A 24,302-nucleotide genomic window follows, 5' to 3' on the forward strand; every position below is an offset into this window, starting at 1 on the left:
AAAAACGTTTGGCTTTCTGTAAGCGTTGTGTGGTGAAAACAAGGGGTATCCAATAGGTCAAAGATACGATTCAATTCTGTTGATTGTCCACACAGGCGATACAATCCTTTGACGGATAAATGGATTATTGTTTCACCACACCGAACAGAACGACCGTGGAGTGGCATTGATGAAAAACCTCTCCACGTTACCTTGCCAGGTTACGATGAACACTATTTTTTATGCCCCCTTTTGGGGTGCAGGTTGACTGACAGAGGTTGGTGTTCGGGCTGACTGGCACGCTTTGCGCTCACCGGGTTCGCGCTCTTGAATAATTTTTGCGGTTTCATCTATGGCGGGAAGAGGAAAGCCCATATCGTCATAGGCACCAAAACCCATTAAACGATAACTGTTTAGCGGGGTATTTATTGGAACGCGAAATTCTTTCTTTTCCCCCGGTGCCAATGGTTCAAATGGGTATACGGTCAGTGTACCTGGCTCACATTTTGCGTTAAGGGGTAAAATAGCCAGATAACCTCCCGCCACAGGTTGGTCGCCTTGATTTTGCAGTGTGCCGCCTACAAAGAATGTACCGTTGGCTCCCAGTCCCATGTGGAATAACAAGTGAGCTTCCCCTTTTGCCCATAATAATGCAGGGGAAAACAGGCTACTTGCCATTAATACTGCACTGTATGTATAACCACGCCATTTCATCTTTATGCTCCTTTGTTGATGATGAGTTCCTAACTATAAATTAATGCAAGAATCGATATCACCGTATTTTGTCACTCTTTTGAATACATCCAAATCTAATCTGGCAATGTAGTTGATTAAATAGTGGCTACATAACGGCCCATCTGAAATAGCTAAATTGGTTTGAGGCTTAAACTCGTTGATATAGTCCAATGAGGCATATCCCAGGACTTTAGGAGGCAGATGAGGTATGACGTCATCGATATAGTTGAACACCGCAAAATTGCTAAAGTTTTGGGTAACGAGTTTGGCGAATTCTCGGTTTCCTGGTCTTGGGCAGGCAAATAAACAGGCTGAATGATTGGGGGCTATCGAGCCTATTTCATACATAAGGTAAGACGCAATTGCTGCCCCCAGACTGTGACCAGCTATAGTGAACTGACCATTTACCCCGATAAGCCGGGCAATCGCTTCCGCCAATTTAAGATTGCTGTAAACACGGTGAGACTCAGGCTCAGTGGGAATCAGCTTCATTGAGTCATAGACACTAAAAAACCCCTGGCTGACTGCTAACTTGGAGAAACGAGTCCACGGTGAGGTAAAAGCAATCAGTCCATCATGGACATCTTCCAGCAAAATTGTGGGATCGGTTCCCCGTATAGCAATAATATATTCCCCTGGAGAATGGTTTTTTTCTGCCACTTTTTTTGCCACATAACCATAACAGACATGTTCGGGCAATTCGCCTTTTCTGGGCGTTACGGAGAAAGACAGGTCATCTGCTGAGATATACGCGATAACTTTCCATCCACTCTCTTCAATTCGAGGGTCGGCTGGGGGAGTGGGATTATTGTAGTACTGTTCATTCATTTTCGCTGCATATAACACGAATGTCGCAAAATTGGCGGCTTCTCTGTATGTATACATAGGTGCCTCTTTTTATCAGGTTGAATGATGATGTTTAGATTGTAATGAGATTTTCGTTATGAGGAACTTATTTTCATCAAGCCCTATTATTAGGATTTATTTATTATTAAATGATAAAAAAAATAATGAGTTGTATACCCGATAAACTTCAAGCTGCAATCCGTAAGACGACACGAGGCCTTATATTTCCCCGCTGCGCGGAGAAATATAACACGCATCTTGAAGTTGGATGGGTATAGACATGTTTTAATTTATCAATATCGAATTAATTAATTCTCTTTTGTTATATGTAGTTTTCATTTGTTCTTTCAAATTGATTACCATGCAGCGTTATTCTTTCCCAGTCTGAAAGTTTTGTTTGCAAATTTTACCGATTATCAAGAGGCAAATATGGCAGCACCACGCTCAGTTCTTGAACTTATAGGGAATACACCGCTATTGGAATTGACTCATCTGGATACAGGCCCTTGCCAGCTATTCATTAAGTTAGAGAATCAGAATCCGGGCGGTTCGATTAAAGATCGTGTTGCACTTTCAATGATTGAGCAGGCGGAAAAACAGGGGGTGTTGCAGCCCGGGGGCACCATCATTGAAGCCACGGCAGGTAATACGGGGATTGGGTTGGCGTTGGTTGCCGCCATGAAGGGCTATAAACTGATTTTAGTTGTACCTGATAAGATGAGCCGCGAAAAAATTTATCACCTGCGGGCGCTGGGTACGGATGTTCGCCTGACACGCTCTGATGTTGGAAAAGGGCATCCAGAATACTATCAGGACTATGCTCTGCGCCTGTCGAAAGAAATCAGTGGAGCTTATTATATTGATCAATTCAATAATCCGGCGAACTCAGCCGCCCATCTTGCTACCACGGGGCCGGAGATTTGGCAGCAGATGGAGCAGAATGTCGATGCTGTGGTCGTGGGGGTCGGTTCTGGCGGGACTCTGGGTGGCTTGAGCCAGTATTTTAAGGAAATTTCCCCTCATACGGAATTTATCCTCGCAGATCCTAAAGGTTCTATTCTTGCCGATTATGTTGAGCATGGTCACTATGACGAAGCGGGAAGTTGGTTTGTGGAAGGTATTGGAGAAGATTTTGTCCCGCCTCTTGGGGATTTTTCTCAGGTTCACCATGCTTATCGCATTACTGATGCAGAAGCGTTTGCCTGCGCCCGCGATTTACTATTGACAGAAGGGATCTTGGCTGGCTCTTCTTCAGGAACATTGTTAGCGGCGGCGCTACGTTATTGCCGTGCACAGACAACGGCGAAACGTGTGGTGACGTTGGCGTGTGACAGCGGTAATAAATATCTGTCGAAAATGTTTAATGATTACTGGTTATTGGAACAAGGGCTGCGTTCACAACCACAAGAAAATAATTTGAGCGATTATATTACTTATCGTTATCAGGATGGTGCGACGGTTTCAGTTTCTCCGCAGGATACCTTGCAGATCGCTTATAGCCGTATGCGTCTGTATGATATTTCACAGTTACCTGTGATCGAAAACGATCAAATTGTCGGGCTTATTGATGAGTGGGATCTCATGCATACCATTCAGGCCAATTCACTTCATTTCTCATTGTCTGTGACTGAGGCGATGACCAATCAGGTTCATACGCTCAATAAGAAAGCGTCATTGGCGCAGTTAATGGCGACTTTTGATGTTGGTCATGTGGCCCTGATTGTTGATGATAATAATCGTTTTCTGGGGCTTGTTACTCGTACTGATGTTCTGAACGCATGGCGTCAACAACTCAATTGATCTCTTTCAGGAATAAATTAATGGCTAAGTTTGATAAGACTCAATTTAATCGGATTAAATTTGATACACAAAGCGTTCATGCAGGCTATGTACCTGATCACACGGGGGCAGTGATGCCCGCAATTTATGCCACATCGACTTATGCTCAACCCGCACCCGGCCAGCATACGGGATATGAATATTCCCGTAGCGGGAACCCAACGCGTGATGTCTTAGAACGTGCGATTGCTGAATTGGAAAATGGCACGCGGGGTTATGCTTTCGGCTCTGGTCTGGCAGCCAGTTCAACTATTTTGGAGTTACTTGATAAAGACAGCCACATCATTGCGGTAGATGATCTCTATGGCGGGACTTACCGATTGCTGGAAAAAGTGCGTCGCCGGACGGCGGGTCTGAGAGTCACTTATGTTGAGGCAGGGGATACTACAGCACTGGAAGCGGCAATTCAGCCCGACACTAAAATGATTTGGGTGGAAACGCCCACTAACCCACTACTGAAATTGGCTGATTTAGCGGCGATTGCACAAATTGCCAGGCGGCATAATATTATCAGCGTGGCAGATAACACTTTTGCTTCCCCCTATATTCAGCGTCCGCTTGATTTGGGGTTTGATATTGTTGTGCACTCTGCAACTAAGTACCTGAATGGTCATTCTGATGTTGTTGCTGGCCTTGCCGTGGTGGGAAATAATGCAGAGTTGGCCGAGCAAGTTGCCTTCTTGCAAAATTCCATTGGCGGCATTCTTGATCCGTTCAGTAGTTTCCTTGTCCTGCGTGGTATCCGGACATTAGCCCTGCGTATGGAGCGCCATATTGACAGTGCTGAGAAGATTGCGCATTGGCTTGAACAGCAGCCACAAGTTGAGAAAGTGTATTATCCCGGTCTTGCTTCTCATCCTCAGCATGAATTGGCAAAACGTCAGATGCAAGGTTTTGGTGGCATGATCTCCATCGTACTGAAAGGGGATGAAGATTATGCGCGTCGCGTCATTAAAGCGCTGCAACTGTTTACATTGGCGGAAAGTTTAGGTGGCGTGGAGAGCTTGATTGGTCAGCCGTTTTCCATGACTCATGCTTCCATTCCGTTGGAGAAGCGTCTGGCTGCCGGAATTACCCCACAATTGATCCGAATTTCTGTTGGTATTGAAAATGCAGATGATTTGATAACGGATTTGTCTCAGGCATTTGAAACTGTTTGATTTTAAACTGAAAGACAAATAGCGTATTCAGGTTTTCTGCCAATTGAGGGTTACAAGAAGAAATGGCGAGCCAATAACGGCGCAGTAAAGTTTTTTTTCAAATAAAAACCTCTGGGCAACGTCATAATTGGCTGGCCGTATTCTCCTATTGCGTCTGTCAGTGCTCGGCTATTGGCGGCCTTGGGGCGCAATTGCAGTACTTCACCATGACGGGCAGTAATGCTTTCGACCTTTCCTAATACAATAAGATCCATCAGTTCTTCCCAATCGCGTCGCAGCAACTCTTCTTCAATCACATTCGGACTCCAAAGCAGCGGAGAGCCTACACGGCGTTCAGATAATGGAATATTTCTTTCCCCCTCAACCGGTATCCACAGGACGCGGGACAATTTACGCCTGACGTGGCAGTTTGCCCAGGTAATGCCGCTATTACCTGTTAAAGGAGCAACACAGACAAAGGTTGTTTCTAATGGATAACCTTTGCTATCCACAGGGATAGTTTTCAACTCGACACCAATATGTTCAAAATCTTGTTCAGGTTTACTGCCCGCATTTGCGCCTAAATAGTATTCAAGCAACATACCGACCCAACCTTTATCACGTTTTAAATTGGGGGGAATGGAGAGCCTGGCCAACGCAGCAAGTTCACCCATAGATAAGCCAGCCAGGGAATGGGCACGATTGAAGAGTTGTTGTTCATTTTCAGGCGGTGCTGGCGGTGTAAAGTACATGTTATAGAGTATACTTTTTGTTGGTTAAAAAATGTTCACATGAATTTTTGAAAACCATTATTAATTTATCGTTAGCATGATCATTTTGATAATAGCATGATATAAAAGATTTTTTCATTGATGTTTGCTGTATTAAAAATAGACTCATTATGATTGTTCACCTATTTACAGTGATAATAAACAGGATCTTACACCATGTTATCCACAGATTTATGGGATAAGTGATAAAAAGTGAGATCACTGGTTTGATTTACAGCGCTAATGAAGGATATTTTCTACAAAAATAGGCGATTTTTGTTTAACTAAAAGGCATATCCTGTGGATAAATTCACCTGTGGCTAATATTTGCTCATTGCGAGGAAAGCTAAAAATTTTTATCAGTAATAGGTAATGTTAAAAGGGGTGTAAAATGCATTAACGTAATGAAAAATAATGATTATTTATTTTGTGCTATAGAGAGTGTAAAAATATGTAATAAAAGTATACCCGTTTTACCCCGCTCTTTTTCACATACATATCCACAGAAAAAGTGAATAAAATGGTTCTGGCCAGACAATAAATGTTTATAACTTTAGCTTTTCCTGTGAATTAACGCTTCTGGAAGCGTAATCTACGCAGATTTAAAATCAAGCCAGCCAAAAGTGTTCATTTTTACTCATCTTATGCTGCGTTTACCTCTGATTTGTTGAGTATTGGTCTTTTTTACCAGCCAGTAAGCTATCTTACTGGCCTTTTTCAATGCCTATATTTCCCTTTGGTTAGATTTTTCTAAACTTCTTCGGTGATATAGCGTGCTATGATATCGCCCATTGCATTGGTGCTGACCGCTTTGTCATTGCCCGCGAGATCGGCGGTACGATAACCTTGTTCCAAAGCGTGATTGATCGCCCGTTCAATAGCATCAGCGGCATCAAGGTGTCCAAGGCTGTAACGCAGCAACAGTGCTGTGGATAATATTTGAGCAATTGGGTTGGCGATATTTTTACCTGCAATATCAGGGGCTGAACCGCCAGCAGGTTCATATAAGCCAAAACCTTTTTCGTTCAGGCTGGCAGAAGGTAACATGCCCATCGAACCCGTGATCATTGCGCATTCATCGGATAAAATATCGCCAAAAATATTGGAGCACAATAGAACGTCAAATTGAGCGGGATCTTTAATAAGCTGCATAGTGGCGTTATCAATATACATATGCCCGATTGCAACGTCAGGATATTCTTTGGCGATTTTGCTAACGACTTCACGCCATAACACGGAGCTTTGCAAAACATTCGCTTTATCAATCGAAGTCACCTTATGGCGACGTTTGCGCGCAGATTCAAATGCAATACGTGCTATCCGCTCTATCTCGAAACGATGATAAACCTCAGTGTCAAAAGCACGCTCATATTTTCCTTCACCTTCGCGTCCTTTGGGTTGTCCAAAATAAATTCCGCCTGTCAGCTCACGGACGCATAAAATATCAAAGCCTTTGGCGGCGATATCATGGCGAAGAGGACAGAATGATTCTAAGCCTGTATATAAGCGCGCCTGTCGTAAGTTGCTGAATAATTTAAAGTGTTTTCGCAGTGGTAATAATGCCCCCCGTTCTGGCTGTTCGGCGGGCGGTAGATGTTCCCATTGCGGGCCACCTACGGAGCCAAATAGGATCGCGTCAGCTTTTTCGCAGCCAGCTATCGTTTCTTGAGGTAAAGGTGTGCCATGACGATCAATGGCAATCCCCCCCACATCATATTCGCTGGTTGTGATACGGATATTAAAACGTTGACGGATGGCATCTAACACTTTGTAGGCTTGCTTCATCACTTCAGGGCCAATGCCATCACCCGGCAAAACAGCAATGTGGCAATGCCTGGTTTCTTGCTTGCCCTGAGTCGCGTCATTTGAAATAGATTGGCTTGAGGTCATGATTGTGCAGTTTCCTTTTTGTTGTGCTGGTGATTGCTTTGAATATTGCTGTCTTGGTTACTGCTTTGGGAGATGCGTTGCTTCTCTTTTTCTACTTGCTCTGCCTGCCAGATATTGTTCAGAACATGGATCATCGCTTTGGCAGAGGATTCAATGATGTCCGTTTCCAAACCCATGCCGTGGAAACGGCGGCCAAAACATTCCACGATAATATCAACCTGACCGAGCGCATCTTTACCATGTCCTTTACCGGATAATTGATAGGAAATTAACTCCAGAGGGTAACCTGTCATGCGGTTGATGGCCTGATAGATGGCATCAACAGTACCATTGCCCGTTGAGGCTTCAGATTTGATTTCATCTCCACAGGCCAGACTAACAGTTGCAGTAGGTATGACATTGGAGCCTGACTGGATACTGAAATAGTCCAGACGGAAATGTTCATGTTCTTGCTGTTGTTGATTGATAAACACCAAGGCTTCTAAATCGTAATCAAACACCTGTCCTTTTTTATCTGCCAATTTCAAGAATGCTTGATACAGTACATCCAAATTGTAGTCACTCTCTTGATAGCCCATTTCTGTCATACGATGTTTTACTGCGGCACGTCCAGAACGTGAGGTCAGGTTCAACTGGATATCTTTCAAGCCGATAGATTCTGGCGTCATGATTTCGTAAGTTTCACGATTTTTCAGCACACCATCCTGATGAATGCCGGATGAATGGGAAAACGCATTACTGCCAACAACGGCTTTATGAGCGGGGATCGGTGTACTGCTAATTTGGCTAACTAACTGACTGGTACGATAAATTTCTTGATGGTTGATATTGGTATGTACTCCCAACATTTGCTGGCGCGTTTTGATAGTCATAATCACTTCTTCCAGCGAGCAGTTACCTGCACGTTCTCCTAATCCATTGATCGTGCCTTCGATTTGACGGGCACCTTCCTGGATGGCGGTAATGGAGTTAGCGACGGACATACCTAAATCGTCGTGGCAGTGGACTGAAATAATCGCTTTATCAATATTGGGTACGCGGTTAAATAATGTGCGTATAATACCGCCAAATTGGTAAGGCGTGGTATAACCTACCGTGTCTGGAATGTTGACGGTGGTTGCGCCCGCTTTGATGGCCTGCTCGACAATTTTGCACAAATTATCGATATCGGTACGGCCTGCATCTTCGCAGGAGAACTCGACATCGTCGGTATAGTTGCGCGCTCGTTTGATGGAGCGAACCGCCATTTCCACAACATCATCAAAGGTTCTTTTTAATTTATGCTCGACGTGCAAATTTGAGGTAGCCAGTACCATATGCAGGCGGAAGGCTTCAGCGACTTTCAGGGCTTCAGCGGCGACATCGATATCTTTGTCAACACAGCGGGATAAGGCACAGATACGGCTATTTTTGATTTCACGGGCGATGGTTTGGACTGATTCAAAATCACCCGGAGAAGAAACGGGAAAACCGGCTTCAATGACATCAACTCCCAGCCTTTCCAATGCATAAGCGATTTGCAGTTTCTCTTTCACACTCAGGCTGGCTTGTAACGCCTGTTCTCCATCACGTAACGTTGTATCGAAAATAATAACTTGCTGGCTCATGTTGTACTCCTGTTAAATAGATTAACTCGTTAATTTCGTTAGATAACTTAGTTCTGTAACTGGGTTTTATTTTTGATTCTGAGCGCCGGCAGGTAAAAAAAACCCGCGCATGGCGCGGGTTTTTTGTGTCTGATGGAGGTTAACTTATCCTTGTTTTTCACCCACCAACATACCACGCGCATTATTAAAAGCGATAATTAGTAGGCTTAGTAGAAGAATAGGGTGAATCATGTGAGCTAACCTTTGTGAATTTGTTAACTTAATTTTAATTGTCAATGTATTTTATAGATACGTTATCTAAAAAATAATGTCAAGCAGTATAAGTATGAATTTAACGTGGGTTGCCCACATTTTCGGTTTTTTATTGAGCAATTGTTGAGTTTGGTGACTATTTTTTACATTTTTAGCGATGTTTTTATCTATTTTTCATATCTATATATGGAGTAAAATCCTGTTCTGATGGATAAGGAACAAGGATAGATGGATGTTAACCACCGTGTTTTAGGTTAAGAAGTCATAACCATACAGAATATTAATAAATTATATTTTGATAGATTGGTATTTCATTATTGGCTAATTGTTTTTGATAAAAGTCATTAGTGTAAATTGAGTTATTGCCATTCATATATAATACATTAATATTCATACCTATAAAAATATTACGGTTACGTAGATAAGAATATATTGGTTATGTGTGTTTTATTTTTTTTGTACAAGAATGAATCTCAATATATTTTTTAATAAATTGGGGTAATTGATCTTATTAATTTCCATATTTAATGAGAACGCTGCTATAAATTTAGTGGAGTGAAATAATGACAGAATACAACTCAATAACGACAGAAAAAAAAGAATCATGCGATATTCAATTGCGTAGTGTGGATCTTAATTTGCTGACTGTTTTTGATACTGTAATGCAAATGCAGAATATTACACGTGCAGCCCAGGCATTGGGAATGTCACAACCGGCTGTCAGTAATGCAGTGGCTCGTTTGAAAACCATGTTTGGTGATGAATTATTTGTGCGTTATGGTCGGGGTATTCAGCCAACGGCGAGAGCAAAACAGCTTTTTGGGCCACTCAGACAGGCACTGCAAATTGTCCATAATGAACTGCCTGGAGTGGGATTTGATCCCAATAAGAGTACGAGAGTATTTCATCTCTCTATTTGTAGTCCTCTTGATATTCGTTTAGCTGCTCAAATTGTTGGGCAGGTAAAAAAACATGATTCTAATATCGAAGTTGTCATTAAAACACAAATTAATGATGGTGTTGAGAAAAAATTAAAATATCAGGAAATAGAATTTGTTATCAGCTATAATCAATTGGAATGTTCTAATTTCCATAATTATTCTCTGTTTAATGATGAATTGGTTTTGGCTGTTTCTAAACATCACCCCAGAATTAGTAAGCGAATTACTCAGCAACAATTGCAGGAAGAAAGACATGCCATCGTTGCGTTGGATAACATAGATTCATTTAGTAAGATTTACTATGAAAATAATGAGTTATTGCGTTCTGTTTCTTATCAGGGAACGGATTTAAATAGCGTTCTTAATATTGTCTCCCAGACTTATTTAGTTGCCATAGTGCCAAAATGGATGGTTGAGCACTATTCCGAGCAGTTAAATATCTGTTCAGTCTCTTTGCCCAATGGTCCGATTTTTCGTCCTTGTTATTTGATATGGCATGGTGCAACAGAGCGTGATCAAGGTCATCAGTGGATGAAATCATTGTTAAGTCATCTTGGTAAGCAAGAATAGATCACGCTCAAGCAGAATATACGCGATAAACGTCAAGTTGCAATCCGCAAGACGACGCGAGGCCTTATATTTCCCCGCTGTGCGGGGAAATATAACACGCATCTTGAAGTTGGATTGGTATAGATGAAATAAGAGTCTATCCCTATGTTGTATACAAGATAGCTGTATACAGGGATAGCGCTCTATCAAAAATGGACTTCCCCCTTTTACTAGGAATAGGTAGACTGCGCGCAAATAGCTAACATCTGTAAGCTGAAAGTAGAGAATACACTCAGACGCTGAATGAAATATTTATACAGGAATATATTGTGATAACAGATCCTCTGCACGCCTATCACTTGGTGAATCGCTTGCAGCAACAATTCAATGAATATCCAGAAAAAATTGCCTTTCGGCAATGGTCACCATCAGAACAGTTGGAAATGAATTGGCGGCAGGTTGAATGTACAACGAGATCCGTGGCAAACGCATTATTGTCATTGGGAATAGAAGTGCAGGGGAAAGTGGGTATTTTTGCCCAGAATGGTATGGCATGGTCATTGGCTGACTTAGCCATTCTTCAGCTTCGGGCTGTGACAGTGCCATTATACGCGACTAATACGGGTGATCAGGCTGCCTTTATTCTTAATGATGCAGGCGTGCAGGTGTTATTTGTTGGCGGGCAGGAGCAATATGACATTGCAGTATCACTGGTTGAACTGTGTCCTCAACTTGCTCATCTCATTGTTATGGATGAATCTGTCGACTTGAAAGGATGCCCGCAGGCATTGTATTTATCCGCTTTTATTGACAATGATTATTCGCAATATCAGGCAGAACTTAATCGCCGTATTGCGGATCAGGATTTGAATGACCTTTTCACGTTAATGTATACCTCTGGCACAACGGGAGAGCCAAAAGGGGTGATGCTGGATTATCGGAATATGGCGGCACAGCTTTATCTGCATGACCAGAGATTAACATTGACCAACCAGGATGTATCGCTCTGCTTTTTGCCGCTGTCCCATATTTTTGAGCGGGCGTGGAGTTATTATGTAATGCACACGGGTGCCCTGAACGTCTATTTAACAGATACGAATCTGGTGCGTGAAGCTATGTCTGATGTGCACCCGACAGTGATGTGTTCTGTCCCCCGTTTTTATGAAAAAGTTCATAGCGCGATCTTAGAAAAAGTTTCCCGTGCGCCTTTTTGGCGTAGGATGATTTTTAATTGGGCCTTGAAACGGGGAGAAGCGCACTGGATGCGTCAGCAGGAGAATAAAAAAGGTTGCCCATTCACGCGCGGTAGTTATCAATTGGCTGACAAATTGGTGTTGAATAAGCTCCGTGGTCTTTTAGGCGGGCGAGTGCGTTTCTTGCCCGTGGCGGGAGCACGCCTCGACGATGCCATTACCCGTTTTTTTCTGTCCGTTGGCTTGGATATCAAATATGGGTACGGCATGACAGAAACGTGTGCCACGGTATCTTGCTGGGAAGAAAAAAATTATCTGTTGGGTTCAATTGGTACGCCATTACCTGATATTGATGTTCGCATTAGTGCGGAAGGGGAGATCCAGGTGCGTGGCTCTATTGTCATGAAAGGGTATTTCAACCGCCCGGAGGAAACGGTCCATGCCTTTACGGAGGATGGCTGGTTGCGGACAGGCGATGCCGGAAGACTGGACGCTAATGGTAATCTGTATATTACCGAGCGCCTGAAAGATCTGATGAAAACGTCAACAGGCAAATATATTGCGCCGCAAATGATTGAAGGGATGTTAGGACAAGATCGTTTTATTGAACATATTGCCGTCATTGCTGATGCCCGCCAATTCGTTTCTGCGTTGATTGTGCCCAGTTATGACGCGCTGGAAGAATACGCGAAATCTATCAACCTCCATTACCGTGATCGTCTTGAGTTGCTGCGCAATCACCAGGTTGTCGCGTTGTTTGAACGACGCCTAAAGGAAATGCAAAAAAATATTGTTAAATTCCATCAGGTCAAACGATTTATTCTTTTGCCGGAAGCTTTCTCAATGGAAAAAGGAGAATTAACGCCGACATTGAAATTGCGCCGTAAGGTTATTGTTGAGCGTTATCAGCGCGAAATTGAATCTATGTATCTGGATTGAAAATAGGCAAAAGTTCGGCTCTTCTTCAACGAATGTTTTCAAGATGTAAATTGATGTTTGCTAACACTTGTATCTAACGTTATGTTAGTTAGCTTAGTGTTATGGAATATATAAGAAATGGAATAAATAAGGTAACTTTTTCGCTACCTTATGAAATTACGACGATTAACTTGCAAACAGAGCCTGGAGGCAAACTCGATGGAGATGTTGTCAGGAGCCGAAATGGTTGTCAGATCGCTAATCGATCAGGGCGTTGAACACGTGTTCGGTTATCCGGGCGGGGCGGTACTGGATATTTATGATGCCCTGCATACGATTGGGGGAATCGAACACATTTTAGTGCGCCATGAACAGGGTGCTGTTCATATGGCGGATGGCTATGCGCGTTGTACGGGAAAAGTCGGGGTTGTTTTAGTCACTTCCGGGCCGGGGGCAACCAATGCTGTTACGGGCATTGCAACGGCATACATGGATTCAATTCCTATGGTCGTGTTATCTGGTCAGGTTGCTAGTTCCCTGATAGGTAATGATGCTTTTCAAGAGTGCGACATGGTGGGAATTTCCCGCCCCATTGTGAAGCATAGTTTCCTGATAAAAAAAGCAGAAGATATCCCAGATACGATTAAAAAAGCTTTTTATCTGGCCGCAAGTGGCCGGCCAGGGCCTGTTGTTATCGATTTTCCTAAAGATACCGTCAATCCTGCATTGAAATTCCCGTATGTGTATCCTGAAAAAATTAACCTGCGTTCTTATAACCCGACGGTACAGGGACACAAGGGGCAAATTAAACGTGCATTGAAGGCGCTGGTGGCAGCAAAAAAACCGGTGATTTATGTCGGGGGGGGAACCATAAATTCAGCATGTACCACTGAATTGTTGAAGTTGGTTGAATATTTGCACATTCCGGTCGTCAGTTCGTTGATGGGATTGGGCGCATTTCCTGCAACGCATCGCCAAAGTCTGGGCATGCTGGGTATGCATGGGACTTTCGAAGCGAATAAAGCGATGCACAACTCGGATGTCATTTTTGCCGTGGGGGTACGTTTTGACGATAGAACAACTAATAACCTGGAAAAATATTGCCCGGAAGCGACTGTATTACATATTGATATCGATCCCACCTCGATTTCCAAAACGGTAACGGCGGATATCCCGATTGTTGGCGATGCTAAACAGGTACTTGGTCAGATGCTGGAATTATTGGATTCCATAGAAGATACCCAAGATCCAGATGCCCTGAAAGATTGGTGGCTTGCCATTGAACAGTGGCGCAGCCGCAAGTGCCTTGATTACGATCACACGACAGTGAAAATCAAGCCACAGGCCGTTATTGAAACCCTTTATCGTCTAACCAAAGGGGAAGCCTATATTGCGTCAGATGTGGGTCAGCATCAAATGTTTGCTGCTCTGCATTATCCATTTGATAAACCGAGACGGTGGATCAATTCCGGTGGTTTAGGAACGATGGGGTTTGGTTTGCCGGCGGCGCTTGGTGTGAAGTTGGCAAAACCGGAAGCCACGGTCGTGTGTGTAACAGGGGATGGCAGTATCCAGATGAATATTCAAGAATTATCTACTGCCCTGCAATATGGTCTGCCTGTTCTGGTACTGAATCTGAATAACCGTTTCTTGGGTATGGTGAAACAATGGCAGGATATGATATACGCGGGGCGTCATTCTCAATCCTACATGGAATCCCTGCCTGATTTCGTCAAATTGGCAGAATCTTATGGGCATATAGGTATCTCCATCCAAACTTACGATGAGTTGGAGGCTAAATTGGCCCGGGCACTGCATGAAGTGACTGAAAATCAACGTCTGGTTTTTGTGGATGTTACCGTTGATGAGACAGAACATGTTTATCCCATGCAGATCCGAGGCGGAGCAATGGATGAAATGTGGTTAAGCAAAACAGAGAGGACCTGATCATGCGCTGGATTTTGTCTGTATTACTTGAAAACGAATCGGGAGCCTTATCCCGCGTAGTTGGCTTGTTTTCCCAACGGGGTTATAACATCGAAAGTTTGACCGTTGCTCCTACTGACGATCCCACGTTGTCACGCATGACCATTCAAACCAAAGGTGATGCTAAGGTATTGGAGCAAATTGAAAAGCAATTGCATAAGTTGGTGGATGTATTGCGAGTCAACGAATTAACCGCAGGGCCTCATGTTGAGCGTGAAATCATGCTGGTTAAATTACAAGCCAGTGGATATGGACGGGAAGAGATTAAGCGCAGCACCGATATTTTTCGCGGGCAGATTGTTGATGTGACTTCAACACTCTATACCGTCCAATTAGTGGGAACGAGTGAAAAACTGGACGCTTTTCTTGATTCCGTCAGAGACGTGGCAGAGATTGTCGAAGTCGCGCGATCGGGTATAGTTGGTGTCTCGCGCGGAGATAAAATTATGCGATGAAAAATCGTAATCTGCGGGTTAAAATACAGATATTTATTGAGCCCTACTGTAAAGTAGGGCTTTTTCATCATCTTACTGAGGGGTTAATGTGAAACTGGATGAGATCGCCCGCTTAGCAGGTGTTTCACGTACTACGGCCAGTTATGTCATCAATGGTAAAGCCAGGCAGTATCGGGTCAGCGATAAGACAGTAGAAAAAGTGATGGCAGTGGTCAGGGAGCATAATTATCATCCCAATGCTGTCGCTGCTGGCCTTCGGGCGGGGCGAACCCGTTCAATTGGTTTAGTCATACCCGACTTGGAAAATACCAGTTACACACGTATTGCCAATTATCTTGAACGCCAGGCACGGGAGCGTGGCTACCAGTTATTGATCGCATGTTCTGAAGATCAGCCTGATAATGAAATGCGCTGTGTTGAACATCTTTTGCAACGTCAGGTCGATGCTATCATTGTTTCCACCGCTTTGCCGCCTGAGCATCCTTTCTACCAGCGCTGGGCTAATCGCACATTGCCAATCATCGCACTTGACCGTGCTTTGGATCGTGAACACTTTATCAGTGTGGTTGGCGATGATCTCGAAGATGCGAAGATGTTAGCACAGGAGTTGCGTCAATTCCCGGCTGAATCTGTCCTTTATTTGGGGGCATTGCCTGAATTATCGGTCAGTTTCTTGCGTGAGCAAGGTTTCCGCGAAGCATGGGAGCATGATCCACGAGAAGTTAACTACCTTTATGCCAATAGCTATGAACGTGAAGCTGCGGCTGAAATATTTGCGTCATGGTTGGAGGCAAACCCTGTTCCTCAGGCCTTGTATACCACTTCATTTGCATTACTTCAGGGCGTCATGGATACACTCCTCAAGCGCAGTGGTCGTTTACCAAATCCATTGGTTATTGCCACATTTGGTGATCATGAGTTGCTTGATTTCCTTGAATGTCCGGTATTGTCGGTGGCACAACGCCATCGTGATGTCGCTGAACGTGCCCTTGAACTGGTATTAGCCAGTTTGGATGAAAAGCAGCGTCCAACTCCTGGAATAACCCGAATGCGTCGTCATCTATGCCGTCGCGGCAAGTTAAGCCGAAAAGCCTAATTGAGCACCCTCATTAAAGATGAGGGTGCTGTTTGCCTGCCTAAAATCATCAAAATACGCGTGTTGAGGTAATTTTGAGATTATTCTTACTAAAATTCTGCTAAACGGATTTTTATGACCGCGAAAATCGATAATGTGTTATTTAAATTCACAGGATAAATAATTTTGTAACAAAGCATTATTGTTTATGTATGTTATTTGTTATCTGGATATTATTTTTTTACTTGATTGATATGTAGTCATTTTATATTTTAAGATAAATACAAGATTTCAATACATTACTATTTTTTATGCTATTGTAACCTAAATATATAGTTATTATTAATACGTTTATGATGATTAACAATTAGTCAACAATGAGATATGAGTTACATAAATTAATTTAAGTGGTAATTAATTACACTAAATTCCATCCCGAATAAGGCTCTCTACAGATTTATTAAATTATTCAAAATTATCATAGTGTTATCTATTATTAATATAGCCAAAACTAAAAAATCCTTCTTTTTCTCTTCCGAATCTTTCTGTAAATCTAGCTAAAGCGCACTGGCTCTGGCTTGACAAGGTTTTCATACCATCCGTAAACTCTTAATTGTGGTGATTTGTGGGATAATGTGGCGATTTGGGCCATCAAGGGGTAACCTGAGTATGTTTCGTGGAGCAACACTGGTTAATCTCGATAGCAAAGGGCGGCTCACTGTACCAGCCCGATATAGAGAAATGCTGAATGAAGTATCAACAGGCCAAATGGTTTGTACTATTGATCTTCATCAGCCGTGCTTGTTGCTTTATACATTACCCGAATGGGAAATCATCGAAAAAAAATTATCTCGCTTATCCAGCATGAATCCAGCCGAACGTCGAGTTCAACGTTTGTTATTGGGACACGCCAGTGAATGTCAAATGGACAGTGCAGGACGTCTTTTATTAGCCAGCACACTGCGTCAGCACGCAGGGCTAACAAAAGAGGTCATGCTGGTTGGGCAATTTAATAAATTTGAATTGTGGGATGAACAAGTCTGGTATCAACAGGTACAAGATGATATTGCGGTTGAACAATCCACACAAGAACCTCTATCAGCAAGACTACAGGATTTATCACTATAAACATGGCAAAGAGTCATTTTGAACATACCAGTGTACTGCTGGATGAAGCTGTCAATGGATTGAATATTCAAGAAGATGGAATTTATATCGATGGAACATTTGGACGTGGGGGGCATTCTCGCCTGATTTTGTCGAAATTGGGTCCTAATGGACGTCTGATGGCGATCGATCGTGATCCACAAGCTATAGAAGCGTCAAAGGCCATTACTGACAAGCGTTTTTCTATTACTCATGGGCCATTTTCAGAATTGGCAACGTATGTAGAAGACGCGGGTCTGGTTGGAAAAATTAATGGCGTATTACTGGATTTAGGGGTTTCTTCCCCACAGCTGGATGATCCTGAACGTGGTTTTTCATTTATGCGTGACGGGCCGTTGGATATGCGCATGGATACCACACGGGGGCAGTCTGCCGCAGAGTGGTTGATGAAGGCTGAAGCAGAGGATATCGCATGGGTGCTGAAAACATTTGGCGAAGAACGTTTTGCCAAGCGTATAGCGAAGGCCATTGTGGCACGCAATCAGGAACAGCCTCTTACGCGTACCCGCGAGCTGGCAGCGTTAATTGCTCAGGCAAGCCCGGTTAAAGAAAAGCATAAGCATCCGGCAACACGCAGCTTTCAGGCTATCAGGATTTACATTAACAGTGAACTGGAAGAGATAGAACGTGCATTGGATGGCGCACTGCGCATTCTGGCACCACAAGGGCGATTATCTGTCATCAGTTTCCATTCGTTGGAAGATCGCATAGTGAAACGCTTTATCCGACAACACAGTCAGGGACCGCAGGTTCCAGTCGGTTTGCCTCTCACGGAAGCGCAGTTAAAAACGCTGGGGGGAAGAAGTCTGAAATCCATTGGCAAAATGAAACCCTCAGAAGGTGAAGTCGGCACAAACCCAAGAGCGCGAAGCTCGGTTTTACGGTTTGCTGAAAAGGCGGGTGAATGATGGCTGCTGAGCGTCATGGGTTAGTTGGAGTGATGGGTAATGATTTAATTCGTCATGCCAAACTTCCACTGATTTTACTGGTGGCAGTTGTCGTTTCAGCCATCGGTGTTGTGACGGTCGCACATCAAACCCGCTTATTGACTGCGGAAAAAGAGCTTCATGTGATCGAGCTTGATGTTCGGGATATTGAGTGGCGTAACCTGCTCCTTGAAGAGAACGCATTGGGTGATCACAGTCGGGTTGAACGGATCGCAACTGAAAAATTGCAGATGCAACACGTTGATCCAAGTAAAGAGAATATTGTGATTACTCAATAAGTCCAGTTGACAACCAAAAGGTGGGCGATGAAAGCTGCACGCTCTTTAAAGTTGAAAAAGCAAGAAGATAAAGCAAGTTTTGTAAGCTGGCGTTTTGCCTTGCTGTGTGGAGGCATTGGGGTTGCTTTAATCGGGCTTTTGATTCGTGTTGCCTATTTGCAGATTATCAATCCTGATCGTTTGGTAAAAGAAGGTGATTCGCGTTCCCTGCGCATCCAATCTATCCCGACTGCCCGTGGCATGATTAATGATCGCAATGGGCGCCCACTGGCGGTGAGTGTGCCTGTTGATGCGGTCTGGGCAGATCCCAAGGAAGTGTTTGAAAAAGGTGGCATCATAAATGACACCCGTTGGCAGGCTTTGGCTGATGCTCTTTCTATCCCTCTTGAACAGTTAACCAGCAAAATTAGCGAATATCCCAAGGGGCGTTTTGTTTACCTTGCCCGCCAGGTGAACACTTCTATCGGCGATTATGTCGAGAAATTAAAGCTACCCGGTATTTATTTGCGTCAGGAATCCCGGCGTTATTATCCGGCAGGGCAAGTGACCGCACATATTATTGGGGTGACTAACATTGATGGCAAAGGTATTGAGGGCGTTGAAAAGAGTTTTGATAACTGGCTGACAGGTATGCCGGGAAGCCGAACCGTTCGTAAAGATCGTACCGGGCGTGTCATCGAAGATATCTCCTCTACCGATAGCAGGGCGGCCCACGATCTGACGCTCAGTATTGATGAGCGTCTTCAGACGTTGGTGTATCGAGAATTGACGAAAGCGGTTGCACTGAATAAAGCCGAATCAGGTACAGCGGTACTGGTTGATGTCAACACCGGCGAAGTTTTGGCGATGGCAAACAGTCCGTCTTATAACCCCAATAATTTGGCTGGAACACCGAAAGATGCGATGCGTAACCGCGCCATCACCGACATTTTTGAGCCTGGCTCCACGGTGAAACCGCTGGTGGTGATGAGTGCACTGAATAGTGGCATTGTCAAAGAAAATACGGTGTTAGATACCCGGCCATACCGCTTAACCTACGGTTCGCGGGGGCATGAAATCAAAGACGTTGCGCCCCGTCCTGAGTTAACTATCACCGGGATCTTACAGAAGTCGAGTAACGTGGGTGTTTCCAAGCTGGCGTTAGCGATGCCTGCCTCAGAGGTGGTGGATGTTTATTCACGCTTTGGGATGGGAAAACCGACCAATTTGGGGCTGGTCGGAGAAAGTAGTGGCTTATTTCCAACCAATAAACAACGGTGGTCAGATCTTGACAGGGCCACCTTTTCTTTCGGCTACGGGCTAATGGTAACACCGTTACAGTTAGCGCGAGTCTACGCAACGATAGGCAGTTTGGGTATTTATCGCCCGTTGTCAATTACTAAAGTCGATCCACCCGTTCCGGGCGCCCGGGTATTCCCTGAATCTGTTATGCGAACAGTGGTACACATGATGGAGAGTGTGGCATTACCGGGAGGAGGAGGGGTACGGGCTGCGATAAAAGGTTATCGCATTGCGATTAAAACGGGGACGGCAAAAAAAGTCGGGCCGGATGGTAAGTACGTCAATAAGTATATTTCTTACACCGCAGGGGTTGCACCTGCGAGTCATCCACGGTTTTCATTGGTTGTGATCATTAATGATCCACAGGCAGGCAAATATTATGGTGGTGCAGTTTCAGCGCCTATCTTCGGTGCCATCATGAGTGTGGTTCTGCGTACCATGAATGTTGAACCAGACGCATTGCCTGTTGGCGATAAAAACGAATTTGTAATTAACAATAAAGAGGATAAAAGTGGCAGATCGTAATTTGCGCGATTTATTGGCTCCTTGGGGTGTTGATACACCGGAGCTTCCGCTGCGTGAAATGACATTGGATAGCCGTAAGGCGGCTGCCGGAGATCTGTTTGTTGCGGTTCAGGGGCATCAGACAGATGGTCGGAAATATATTCCTCAAGCCATCGCTCAAGGTGTCGCGGCGGTAATTGCAGAAGCAAAAGGGGCAGCGGATAACGGCACAGTGCAGAAAATGCACGGCGTGCCTGTTATCTATCTGGATGATTTAAATGATAAATTATCCGAACTGGCGGGTGAGTTTTACCAACATCCCGGCAATAAACTGAAATTGGTTGGCGTTACCGGCACCAACGGGAAAACCACAACAACACAACTGTTGGCGCAATGGAGCCAGGGGCTTGGCGAAACCAGTGCCGTGATGGGAACAGTAGGAAATGGTTTGTTGGGCATGATAGTCCCCAGCGAAAATACGACTGGTTCTGCGGTTGATATTCAGCTTGATTTACAGCAACTTGCTCATCAAAATGCCACTTTTGTGGCGATGGAAGTCTCTTCACATGGTTTGGTTCAGGGACGCGTGGCCGCATTGCCATTTCAGGCTGCTATTTTTACTAATTTAAGCCGTGATCACCTTGATTATCATGGCGATATGGAAAGTTACGAAGAGGCCAAATGGCGACTGTTTAGTCACCATAATGTGAAGCAGAAAATCATCAATGCTGATGATGCGGTTGGGCAGAAGTGGTTGTCCCGTCTGCCGGACGCCGTTGCGGTCTCAATGGAAAGTAATTTGCCGGAAAATTGGCAGGGGCGTTGGCTATCAGCCAGTGAGGTGCATTATCACGATAAAGGTGCATCCATCACATTTAATTCCAGTTGGGGAAATGGAACGCTCAATAGCCCTTTGATGGGCGCGTTCAATGTCAGCAACTTACTTCTGGCGCTTGCCACTTTGTTGTCTCTGGATTATCCCCTGGATAAATTGTTATCGATGGCTTCTTGTCTGAAACCTGTTTGTGGACGTATGGAAGTTTTTTCTGCTGCTGATCGCCCGACAGTTGTCGTTGATTATGCCCACACGCCTGATGCGTTGGAAAAAGCATTGTCTGCGGCTCGCCTGCACTGTAAGGGGCAACTCTGGTGTGTATTTGGTTGTGGGGGTGATCGCGACAAAGGTAAACGTCCATTAATGGGCGGCGTTGCAGAGCAGGGTGCTGATCGTGTGGTTGTCACGGATGATAATCCTCGCAGTGAAGAGCCTCGGGCAATTGTGGCTGATATCCTGCAAGGGTTCATCGATCCGGGGCAGGCGATGGCGATTCATGGGCGTGTTGAGGCCGTCACCAGTGCCATTATGCAGGCAAGCGAAGAAGATGTTGTTCTGGTGGCAGGCAAAGGCCATGAAGATTACCAACTGGTCGGCAATCGTCGTCTGGATTACTCAGATCGCCTGACTGTTGCGCGTTTGTTGGGGGTAATTGCATGATCCCTCTGACCCTACAACAATTGGCACAGTTGACGGATGGTTTGTTATATCGCGTTACCGAGCAGCAAGCTGAAACTTTGCCAATTCATACTGTGGAAACGGATAGCCGTAACATCGTGCATGGCGGTTTGTTTATTGCCTTAAAAGGGGAAAAATTTGATGCCCACGATTTCGCCGCTGATGTAGTGCAGCAGGGTGCCGGTGTTTTATTGGTCAGCCGTCGTCTGGATATTGATTGCCCGCAGGTTGTGGTCAAGGACACGCGTCTGGCAATGGGAAAACTCGCGGGCTGGGTTCGTCAGCAAAGTAAAGCGCGAATTGTGGCTTTAACCGGCTCGTCGGGGAAAACATCCGTAAAAGAGATGACAGCGGCAATCTTGCGTCAGTGTGGAAATACCCTTTATACCGCAGGCAATTTCAATAATGACATTGGGGTGCCATTGACCCTGTTCAGACTGACTGATGAGCATCAGTTTGCTGTTATTGAACTGGGTGCCAACCATATTGGTGAGATTGCTTACACCACGGAAATGACGCATCCTGAAAGCACATTAGTCAATAACCTCTTTTCTGCCCATTTGGCAGGATTTGGCTCTTTAGCGGGGGTGGCAAAGGCTAAAGGTGAAATCTTTGCCGGTCTTGCTCCGACCGGAACCGCCATAATCAATCTGGATAGCCATGATTGGGAACATTGGCAGCACAGCATTAGCGAGCAGCAAACCGTATGGCGCTTTTCCGCCTCATCAACGACGGGAGCGGATTTTTACGCGACGGACATTTTAGAACAACCGTTGTCTACGCATTTTTGTCTCCATAGCCCAATTGGCAGCGTTGAACTGACATTGCCATTGCCGGGCAAACACAATGTTGCCAATGCATTGGCAGCCAGTGCGCTGGCAATTTCTGTTGGTGCATCACTGGATGATATTCGTACCGGATTATCGGGGTTGAAAGCGGTTGCAGGACGTTTGTTTCCTATCCCTCTGACTGAGGGAAAAGTGATATTAGACGACACCTATAATGCGAATCCCGGCTCCATGATTGCGGCGGCGAATGTGCTGGCGAAGATGTCCGGTTATCGGATCATGGTTGTTGGTGACATGGGCGAGCTGGGGGAGCAGGCGATTGAGTGCCATCGTGAGGTGGGTGAAGCCGTGGCATCGACAAATATAGATAAGGTTCTCAGCGTCGGGGCTTTCAGTGCCCATATTAGTGACGCGAGTGGTCGGGGGCAGCATTTTGCGAACAAGGCTGAATTAGTTGCAGCGCTGCTTCCTTTATTGGAACAACAAGAAATGATTTCCCTATTAATTAAAGGTTCACGCAGTGCCGCGATGGAAGAGGTAGTGAACGTACTGAAGGAGAACTTCCAATGTTAGTTTGGCTGGCCGAATATTTGGTTAAGTATCACACGGGCTTTAACGTCTTCTCTTATTTGACGTTCAGAGCCATCGTCGGCTTGCTTACTGCATTATTCATCGCGCTATGGATGGGACCAACTTTGATCGCTTATCTGCAAAAATTGCAGATAGGTCAAGTTGTACGCGACAACGGCCCTGAATCCCATTTTAGCAAGCGTGGGACACCGACAATGGGAGGGTTGTTGATTTTATTCTCCATCACGAGTTCTGTGCTGCTGTGGGCTCGTCTGGATAATCCTTATGTCTGGTGTGTCTTACTTGTTTTAGTCGGTTATGGCGTCGTCGGGTTTGTGGATGACTACCGCAAAGTAGTGCGTAAGGATACCAAGGGGCTAATTGCGCGTTGGAAATATTTCTGGCAATCCGTTATTGCATTGGGTGTTGCGTTTGCTATGTACAGCATCGGCAAAGAGACAGCGGCAACACAACTAGTCGTACCATTCTTCAAAGAGGTTATGCCACAACTGGGCTTGCTTTACATTCTGCTGACTTATTTTGTGATTGTCGGAACCAGTAACGCGGTGAACCTGACGGATGGATTAGATGGTCTCGCCATTATGCCGACAGTACTTGTTGCAGCAGGGTTTGCTTTGGTGGCATGGGCGACAGGTAACGTGAATTTTGCGAACTACCTGCATATCCCTTATTTGAGCCATGCAGGTGAACTGGTGATTGTCTGTACTGCGATTGTCGGCGCCGGGCTGGGTTTCTTGTGGTTCAACACTTATCCGGCGCAAGTGTTTATGGGCGATGTTGGTTCATTGGCTCTGGGTGGAGCATTGGGAACCATTGCCGTATTACTGCGCCAGGAGTTCCTGCTGATCATCATGGGCGGGGTTTTTGTGGTGGAAACGTTGTCGGTCATTTTGCAGGTTGGATCATTCAAACTGCGTGGACAGCGCATTTTCCGTATGGCACCGATTCACCATCACTATGAATTGAAAGGTTGGCCGGAGCCACGCGTTATCGTGCGCTTTTGGATTATTTCCTTGATGCTGGTGTTGATTGGTCTGGCAACGCTGAAGGTACGTTAAT

19 protein-coding genes and 1 pseudogene are annotated in these 24,302 nt (G+C 44.8%); 15 read left to right on the forward strand and 5 right to left on the reverse strand.

The features are described from left to right. Positions 1–63 precede the first annotated feature (63 nt). Positions 64–228, forward strand: a pseudogene (locus AAY47_RS20445) (galactose-1-phosphate uridylyltransferase); the annotation flags it as partial. On the opposite strand, the gene AAY47_RS05335 reads toward AAY47_RS20445, so the two are convergent. Together AAY47_RS05335 and AAY47_RS05340 are read right to left on the reverse strand one after the other, a co-directional pair. After that, positions 220–693: a membrane-associated Zn-dependent protease 1 gene (locus AAY47_RS05335; protein ID WP_047767634.1), complete on the reverse strand. Its 474-nt coding sequence runs from the start codon at positions 691–693 to the stop codon at positions 220–222. The pseudogene AAY47_RS20445 and the gene AAY47_RS05335 sit on opposite strands and share 9 nt — an antisense overlap. A gap of 33 nt (positions 694–726) precedes the next feature. Then, entirely contained in the window at positions 727–1,599 is an 873-nt protein-coding gene (locus AAY47_RS05340; RefSeq protein ID WP_047767636.1) for a lipase family protein, read from the reverse strand. 390 nt (positions 1,600–1,989) lie between these two features. Here AAY47_RS05340 and AAY47_RS05345 point away from each other — a divergent pair, with 390 nt between their 5' ends. Both AAY47_RS05345 and AAY47_RS05350 read left to right on the forward strand, forming a co-directional pair. Beyond that, the gene (locus AAY47_RS05345; protein WP_047767834.1) at positions 1,990–3,360 is read left to right on the forward strand and encodes a pyridoxal-phosphate dependent enzyme; all 1,371 of its coding nucleotides are present in this window, start codon (positions 1,990–1,992) and stop codon (positions 3,358–3,360) included. A 20-nt stretch (positions 3,361–3,380) separates the two neighbouring features. Next, on the forward strand, positions 3,381–4,559 hold the full coding sequence (locus AAY47_RS05350; RefSeq protein ID WP_047767638.1) for a trans-sulfuration enzyme family protein: 1,179 nt from the start codon (positions 3,381–3,383) through the stop codon (positions 4,557–4,559). Between the two features lie 50 nt (positions 4,560–4,609). On the opposite strand, the gene mutH is transcribed toward AAY47_RS05350, so the two are convergent. The 3 genes from mutH to leuA form a co-directional block, all read right to left on the reverse strand. Next, on the reverse strand, positions 4,610–5,290 hold the full coding sequence (gene mutH / locus AAY47_RS05355; RefSeq protein ID WP_047767640.1) for a DNA mismatch repair endonuclease MutH: 681 nt from the start codon (positions 5,288–5,290) through the stop codon (positions 4,610–4,612). 768 nt (positions 5,291–6,058) lie between these two features. Then, a complete protein-coding gene (leuB, locus tag AAY47_RS05360; RefSeq protein ID WP_047767642.1) occupies positions 6,059–7,198 on the reverse strand; it encodes a 3-isopropylmalate dehydrogenase in 1,140 nt (379 codons plus the stop codon). Then, entirely contained in the window at positions 7,195–8,805 is a 1,611-nt protein-coding gene (leuA, locus tag AAY47_RS05365) for a 2-isopropylmalate synthase (RefSeq protein WP_047767644.1), read from the reverse strand. Before leuA ends, leuB begins: the two co-directional genes overlap by 4 nt. Positions 8,806–9,620: 815 nt before the next feature. On the opposite strand from leuA, the gene leuO reads away from it, so the two are divergent. The 12 genes from leuO (at position 9,621) to mraY (ending at position 24,301) form a co-directional block, all read left to right on the forward strand. Then, complete coding sequence (gene leuO, locus AAY47_RS05370) at positions 9,621–10,568, forward strand: transcriptional regulator LeuO (RefSeq protein WP_047767646.1); 948 nt, start codon at positions 9,621–9,623, stop codon at positions 10,566–10,568. 311 nt (positions 10,569–10,879) lie between these two features. Then, entirely contained in the window at positions 10,880–12,679 is a 1,800-nt protein-coding gene (locus tag AAY47_RS05375) for an AMP-dependent synthetase/ligase (RefSeq protein ID WP_369813281.1), read from the forward strand. Between the two features lie 198 nt (positions 12,680–12,877). Next, on the forward strand, positions 12,878–14,605 hold the full coding sequence (gene ilvI, locus AAY47_RS05380) for an acetolactate synthase 3 large subunit (protein ID WP_047767649.1): 1,728 nt from the start codon (positions 12,878–12,880) through the stop codon (positions 14,603–14,605). Positions 14,606–14,607: 2 nt separating this feature from the next. After that, positions 14,608–15,099, forward strand: a complete 492-nt coding sequence (ilvN, locus tag AAY47_RS05385) for an acetolactate synthase small subunit (RefSeq protein WP_047767651.1) — start codon at positions 14,608–14,610, stop codon at positions 15,097–15,099. Between the two features lie 88 nt (positions 15,100–15,187). Further along, a complete protein-coding gene (gene cra, locus AAY47_RS05390) occupies positions 15,188–16,195 on the forward strand; it encodes a catabolite repressor/activator (RefSeq protein ID WP_047767653.1) in 1,008 nt (335 codons plus the stop codon). Positions 16,196–16,843: 648 nt separating this feature from the next. Further along, entirely contained in the window at positions 16,844–17,302 is a 459-nt protein-coding gene (mraZ, locus tag AAY47_RS05395; RefSeq protein ID WP_047767655.1) for a division/cell wall cluster transcriptional repressor MraZ, read from the forward strand. A 2-nt stretch (positions 17,303–17,304) separates the two neighbouring features. After that, a complete protein-coding gene (gene rsmH / locus AAY47_RS05400; RefSeq protein WP_047767657.1) occupies positions 17,305–18,249 on the forward strand; it encodes a 16S rRNA (cytosine(1402)-N(4))-methyltransferase RsmH in 945 nt (314 codons plus the stop codon). Continuing rightward, entirely contained in the window at positions 18,246–18,566 is a 321-nt protein-coding gene (gene ftsL, locus AAY47_RS05405) for a cell division protein FtsL (protein WP_047767659.1), read from the forward strand. Before rsmH ends, ftsL begins: the two co-directional genes overlap by 4 nt. Before the next feature lie 27 nt (positions 18,567–18,593). Next, on the forward strand, positions 18,594–20,372 hold the full coding sequence (locus AAY47_RS05410; RefSeq protein WP_047767661.1) for a peptidoglycan glycosyltransferase FtsI: 1,779 nt from the start codon (positions 18,594–18,596) through the stop codon (positions 20,370–20,372). Continuing rightward, positions 20,359–21,846 carry a UDP-N-acetylmuramoyl-L-alanyl-D-glutamate--2,6-diaminopimelate ligase gene (gene murE / locus AAY47_RS05415; RefSeq protein WP_047767663.1) on the forward strand — a complete coding sequence of 496 codons (1,488 nt, stop codon included), beginning with the start codon at positions 20,359–20,361 and terminating at the stop codon, positions 21,844–21,846. The genes AAY47_RS05410 and murE overlap by 14 nt, the downstream gene beginning before the upstream one ends. Next, the gene (murF, locus tag AAY47_RS05420; protein WP_047767664.1) at positions 21,843–23,225 is read left to right on the forward strand and encodes a UDP-N-acetylmuramoyl-tripeptide--D-alanyl-D-alanine ligase; all 1,383 of its coding nucleotides are present in this window, start codon (positions 21,843–21,845) and stop codon (positions 23,223–23,225) included. The genes murE and murF overlap by 4 nt, the downstream gene beginning before the upstream one ends. Continuing rightward, positions 23,219–24,301 carry a phospho-N-acetylmuramoyl-pentapeptide-transferase gene (gene mraY / locus AAY47_RS05425; RefSeq protein ID WP_047767666.1) on the forward strand — a complete coding sequence of 361 codons (1,083 nt, stop codon included), beginning with the start codon at positions 23,219–23,221 and terminating at the stop codon, positions 24,299–24,301. Before murF ends, mraY begins: the two co-directional genes overlap by 7 nt. Position 24,302 lies beyond the last annotated feature (1 nt).

This window comes from Xenorhabdus griffiniae (assembly GCF_001028135.1).
GTDB lineage: Bacteria > Pseudomonadota > Gammaproteobacteria > Enterobacterales > Enterobacteriaceae > Xenorhabdus > Xenorhabdus bakwenae.

What these genes read in the sequence shown, in the direction of transcription:
- leuA (WP_047767644.1), bottom strand. Translation starts at nt 8,805, where the DNA reads ATGAGCCAGCAAGTTATTATTTTCGATACAACGTTACGTGATGGAGAA.
- leuO (WP_047767646.1), top strand. Translation starts at nt 9,621, where the DNA reads ATGACAGAATACAACTCAATAACGACAGAAAAAAAAGAATCATGCGAT.
- mraY (WP_047767666.1), top strand. Translation starts at nt 23,219, where the DNA reads ATGTTAGTTTGGCTGGCCGAATATTTGGTTAAGTATCACACGGGCTTT.
- AAY47_RS05335 (WP_047767634.1), bottom strand. Translation starts at nt 693, where the DNA reads ATGAAATGGCGTGGTTATACATACAGTGCAGTATTAATGGCAAGTAGC.
- mutH (WP_047767640.1), bottom strand. Translation starts at nt 5,290, where the DNA reads ATGTACTTTACACCGCCAGCACCGCCTGAAAATGAACAACAACTCTTC.
- leuB (WP_047767642.1), bottom strand. Translation starts at nt 7,198, where the DNA reads ATGACCTCAAGCCAATCTATTTCAAATGACGCGACTCAGGGCAAGCAA.
- AAY47_RS05345 (WP_047767834.1), top strand. Translation starts at nt 1,990, where the DNA reads ATGGCAGCACCACGCTCAGTTCTTGAACTTATAGGGAATACACCGCTA.
- AAY47_RS05340 (WP_047767636.1), bottom strand. Translation starts at nt 1,599, where the DNA reads ATGTATACATACAGAGAAGCCGCCAATTTTGCGACATTCGTGTTATAT.
- AAY47_RS05410 (WP_047767661.1), top strand. Translation starts at nt 18,594, where the DNA reads ATGAAAGCTGCACGCTCTTTAAAGTTGAAAAAGCAAGAAGATAAAGCA.
- ftsL (WP_047767659.1), top strand. Translation starts at nt 18,246, where the DNA reads ATGATGGCTGCTGAGCGTCATGGGTTAGTTGGAGTGATGGGTAATGAT.
- ilvI (WP_047767649.1), top strand. Translation starts at nt 12,878, where the DNA reads ATGGAGATGTTGTCAGGAGCCGAAATGGTTGTCAGATCGCTAATCGAT.
- ilvN (WP_047767651.1), top strand. Translation starts at nt 14,608, where the DNA reads ATGCGCTGGATTTTGTCTGTATTACTTGAAAACGAATCGGGAGCCTTA.
- AAY47_RS05350 (WP_047767638.1), top strand. Translation starts at nt 3,381, where the DNA reads ATGGCTAAGTTTGATAAGACTCAATTTAATCGGATTAAATTTGATACA.
- mraZ (WP_047767655.1), top strand. Translation starts at nt 16,844, where the DNA reads ATGTTTCGTGGAGCAACACTGGTTAATCTCGATAGCAAAGGGCGGCTC.
- murF (WP_047767664.1), top strand. Translation starts at nt 21,843, where the DNA reads ATGATCCCTCTGACCCTACAACAATTGGCACAGTTGACGGATGGTTTG.
- rsmH (WP_047767657.1), top strand. Translation starts at nt 17,305, where the DNA reads ATGGCAAAGAGTCATTTTGAACATACCAGTGTACTGCTGGATGAAGCT.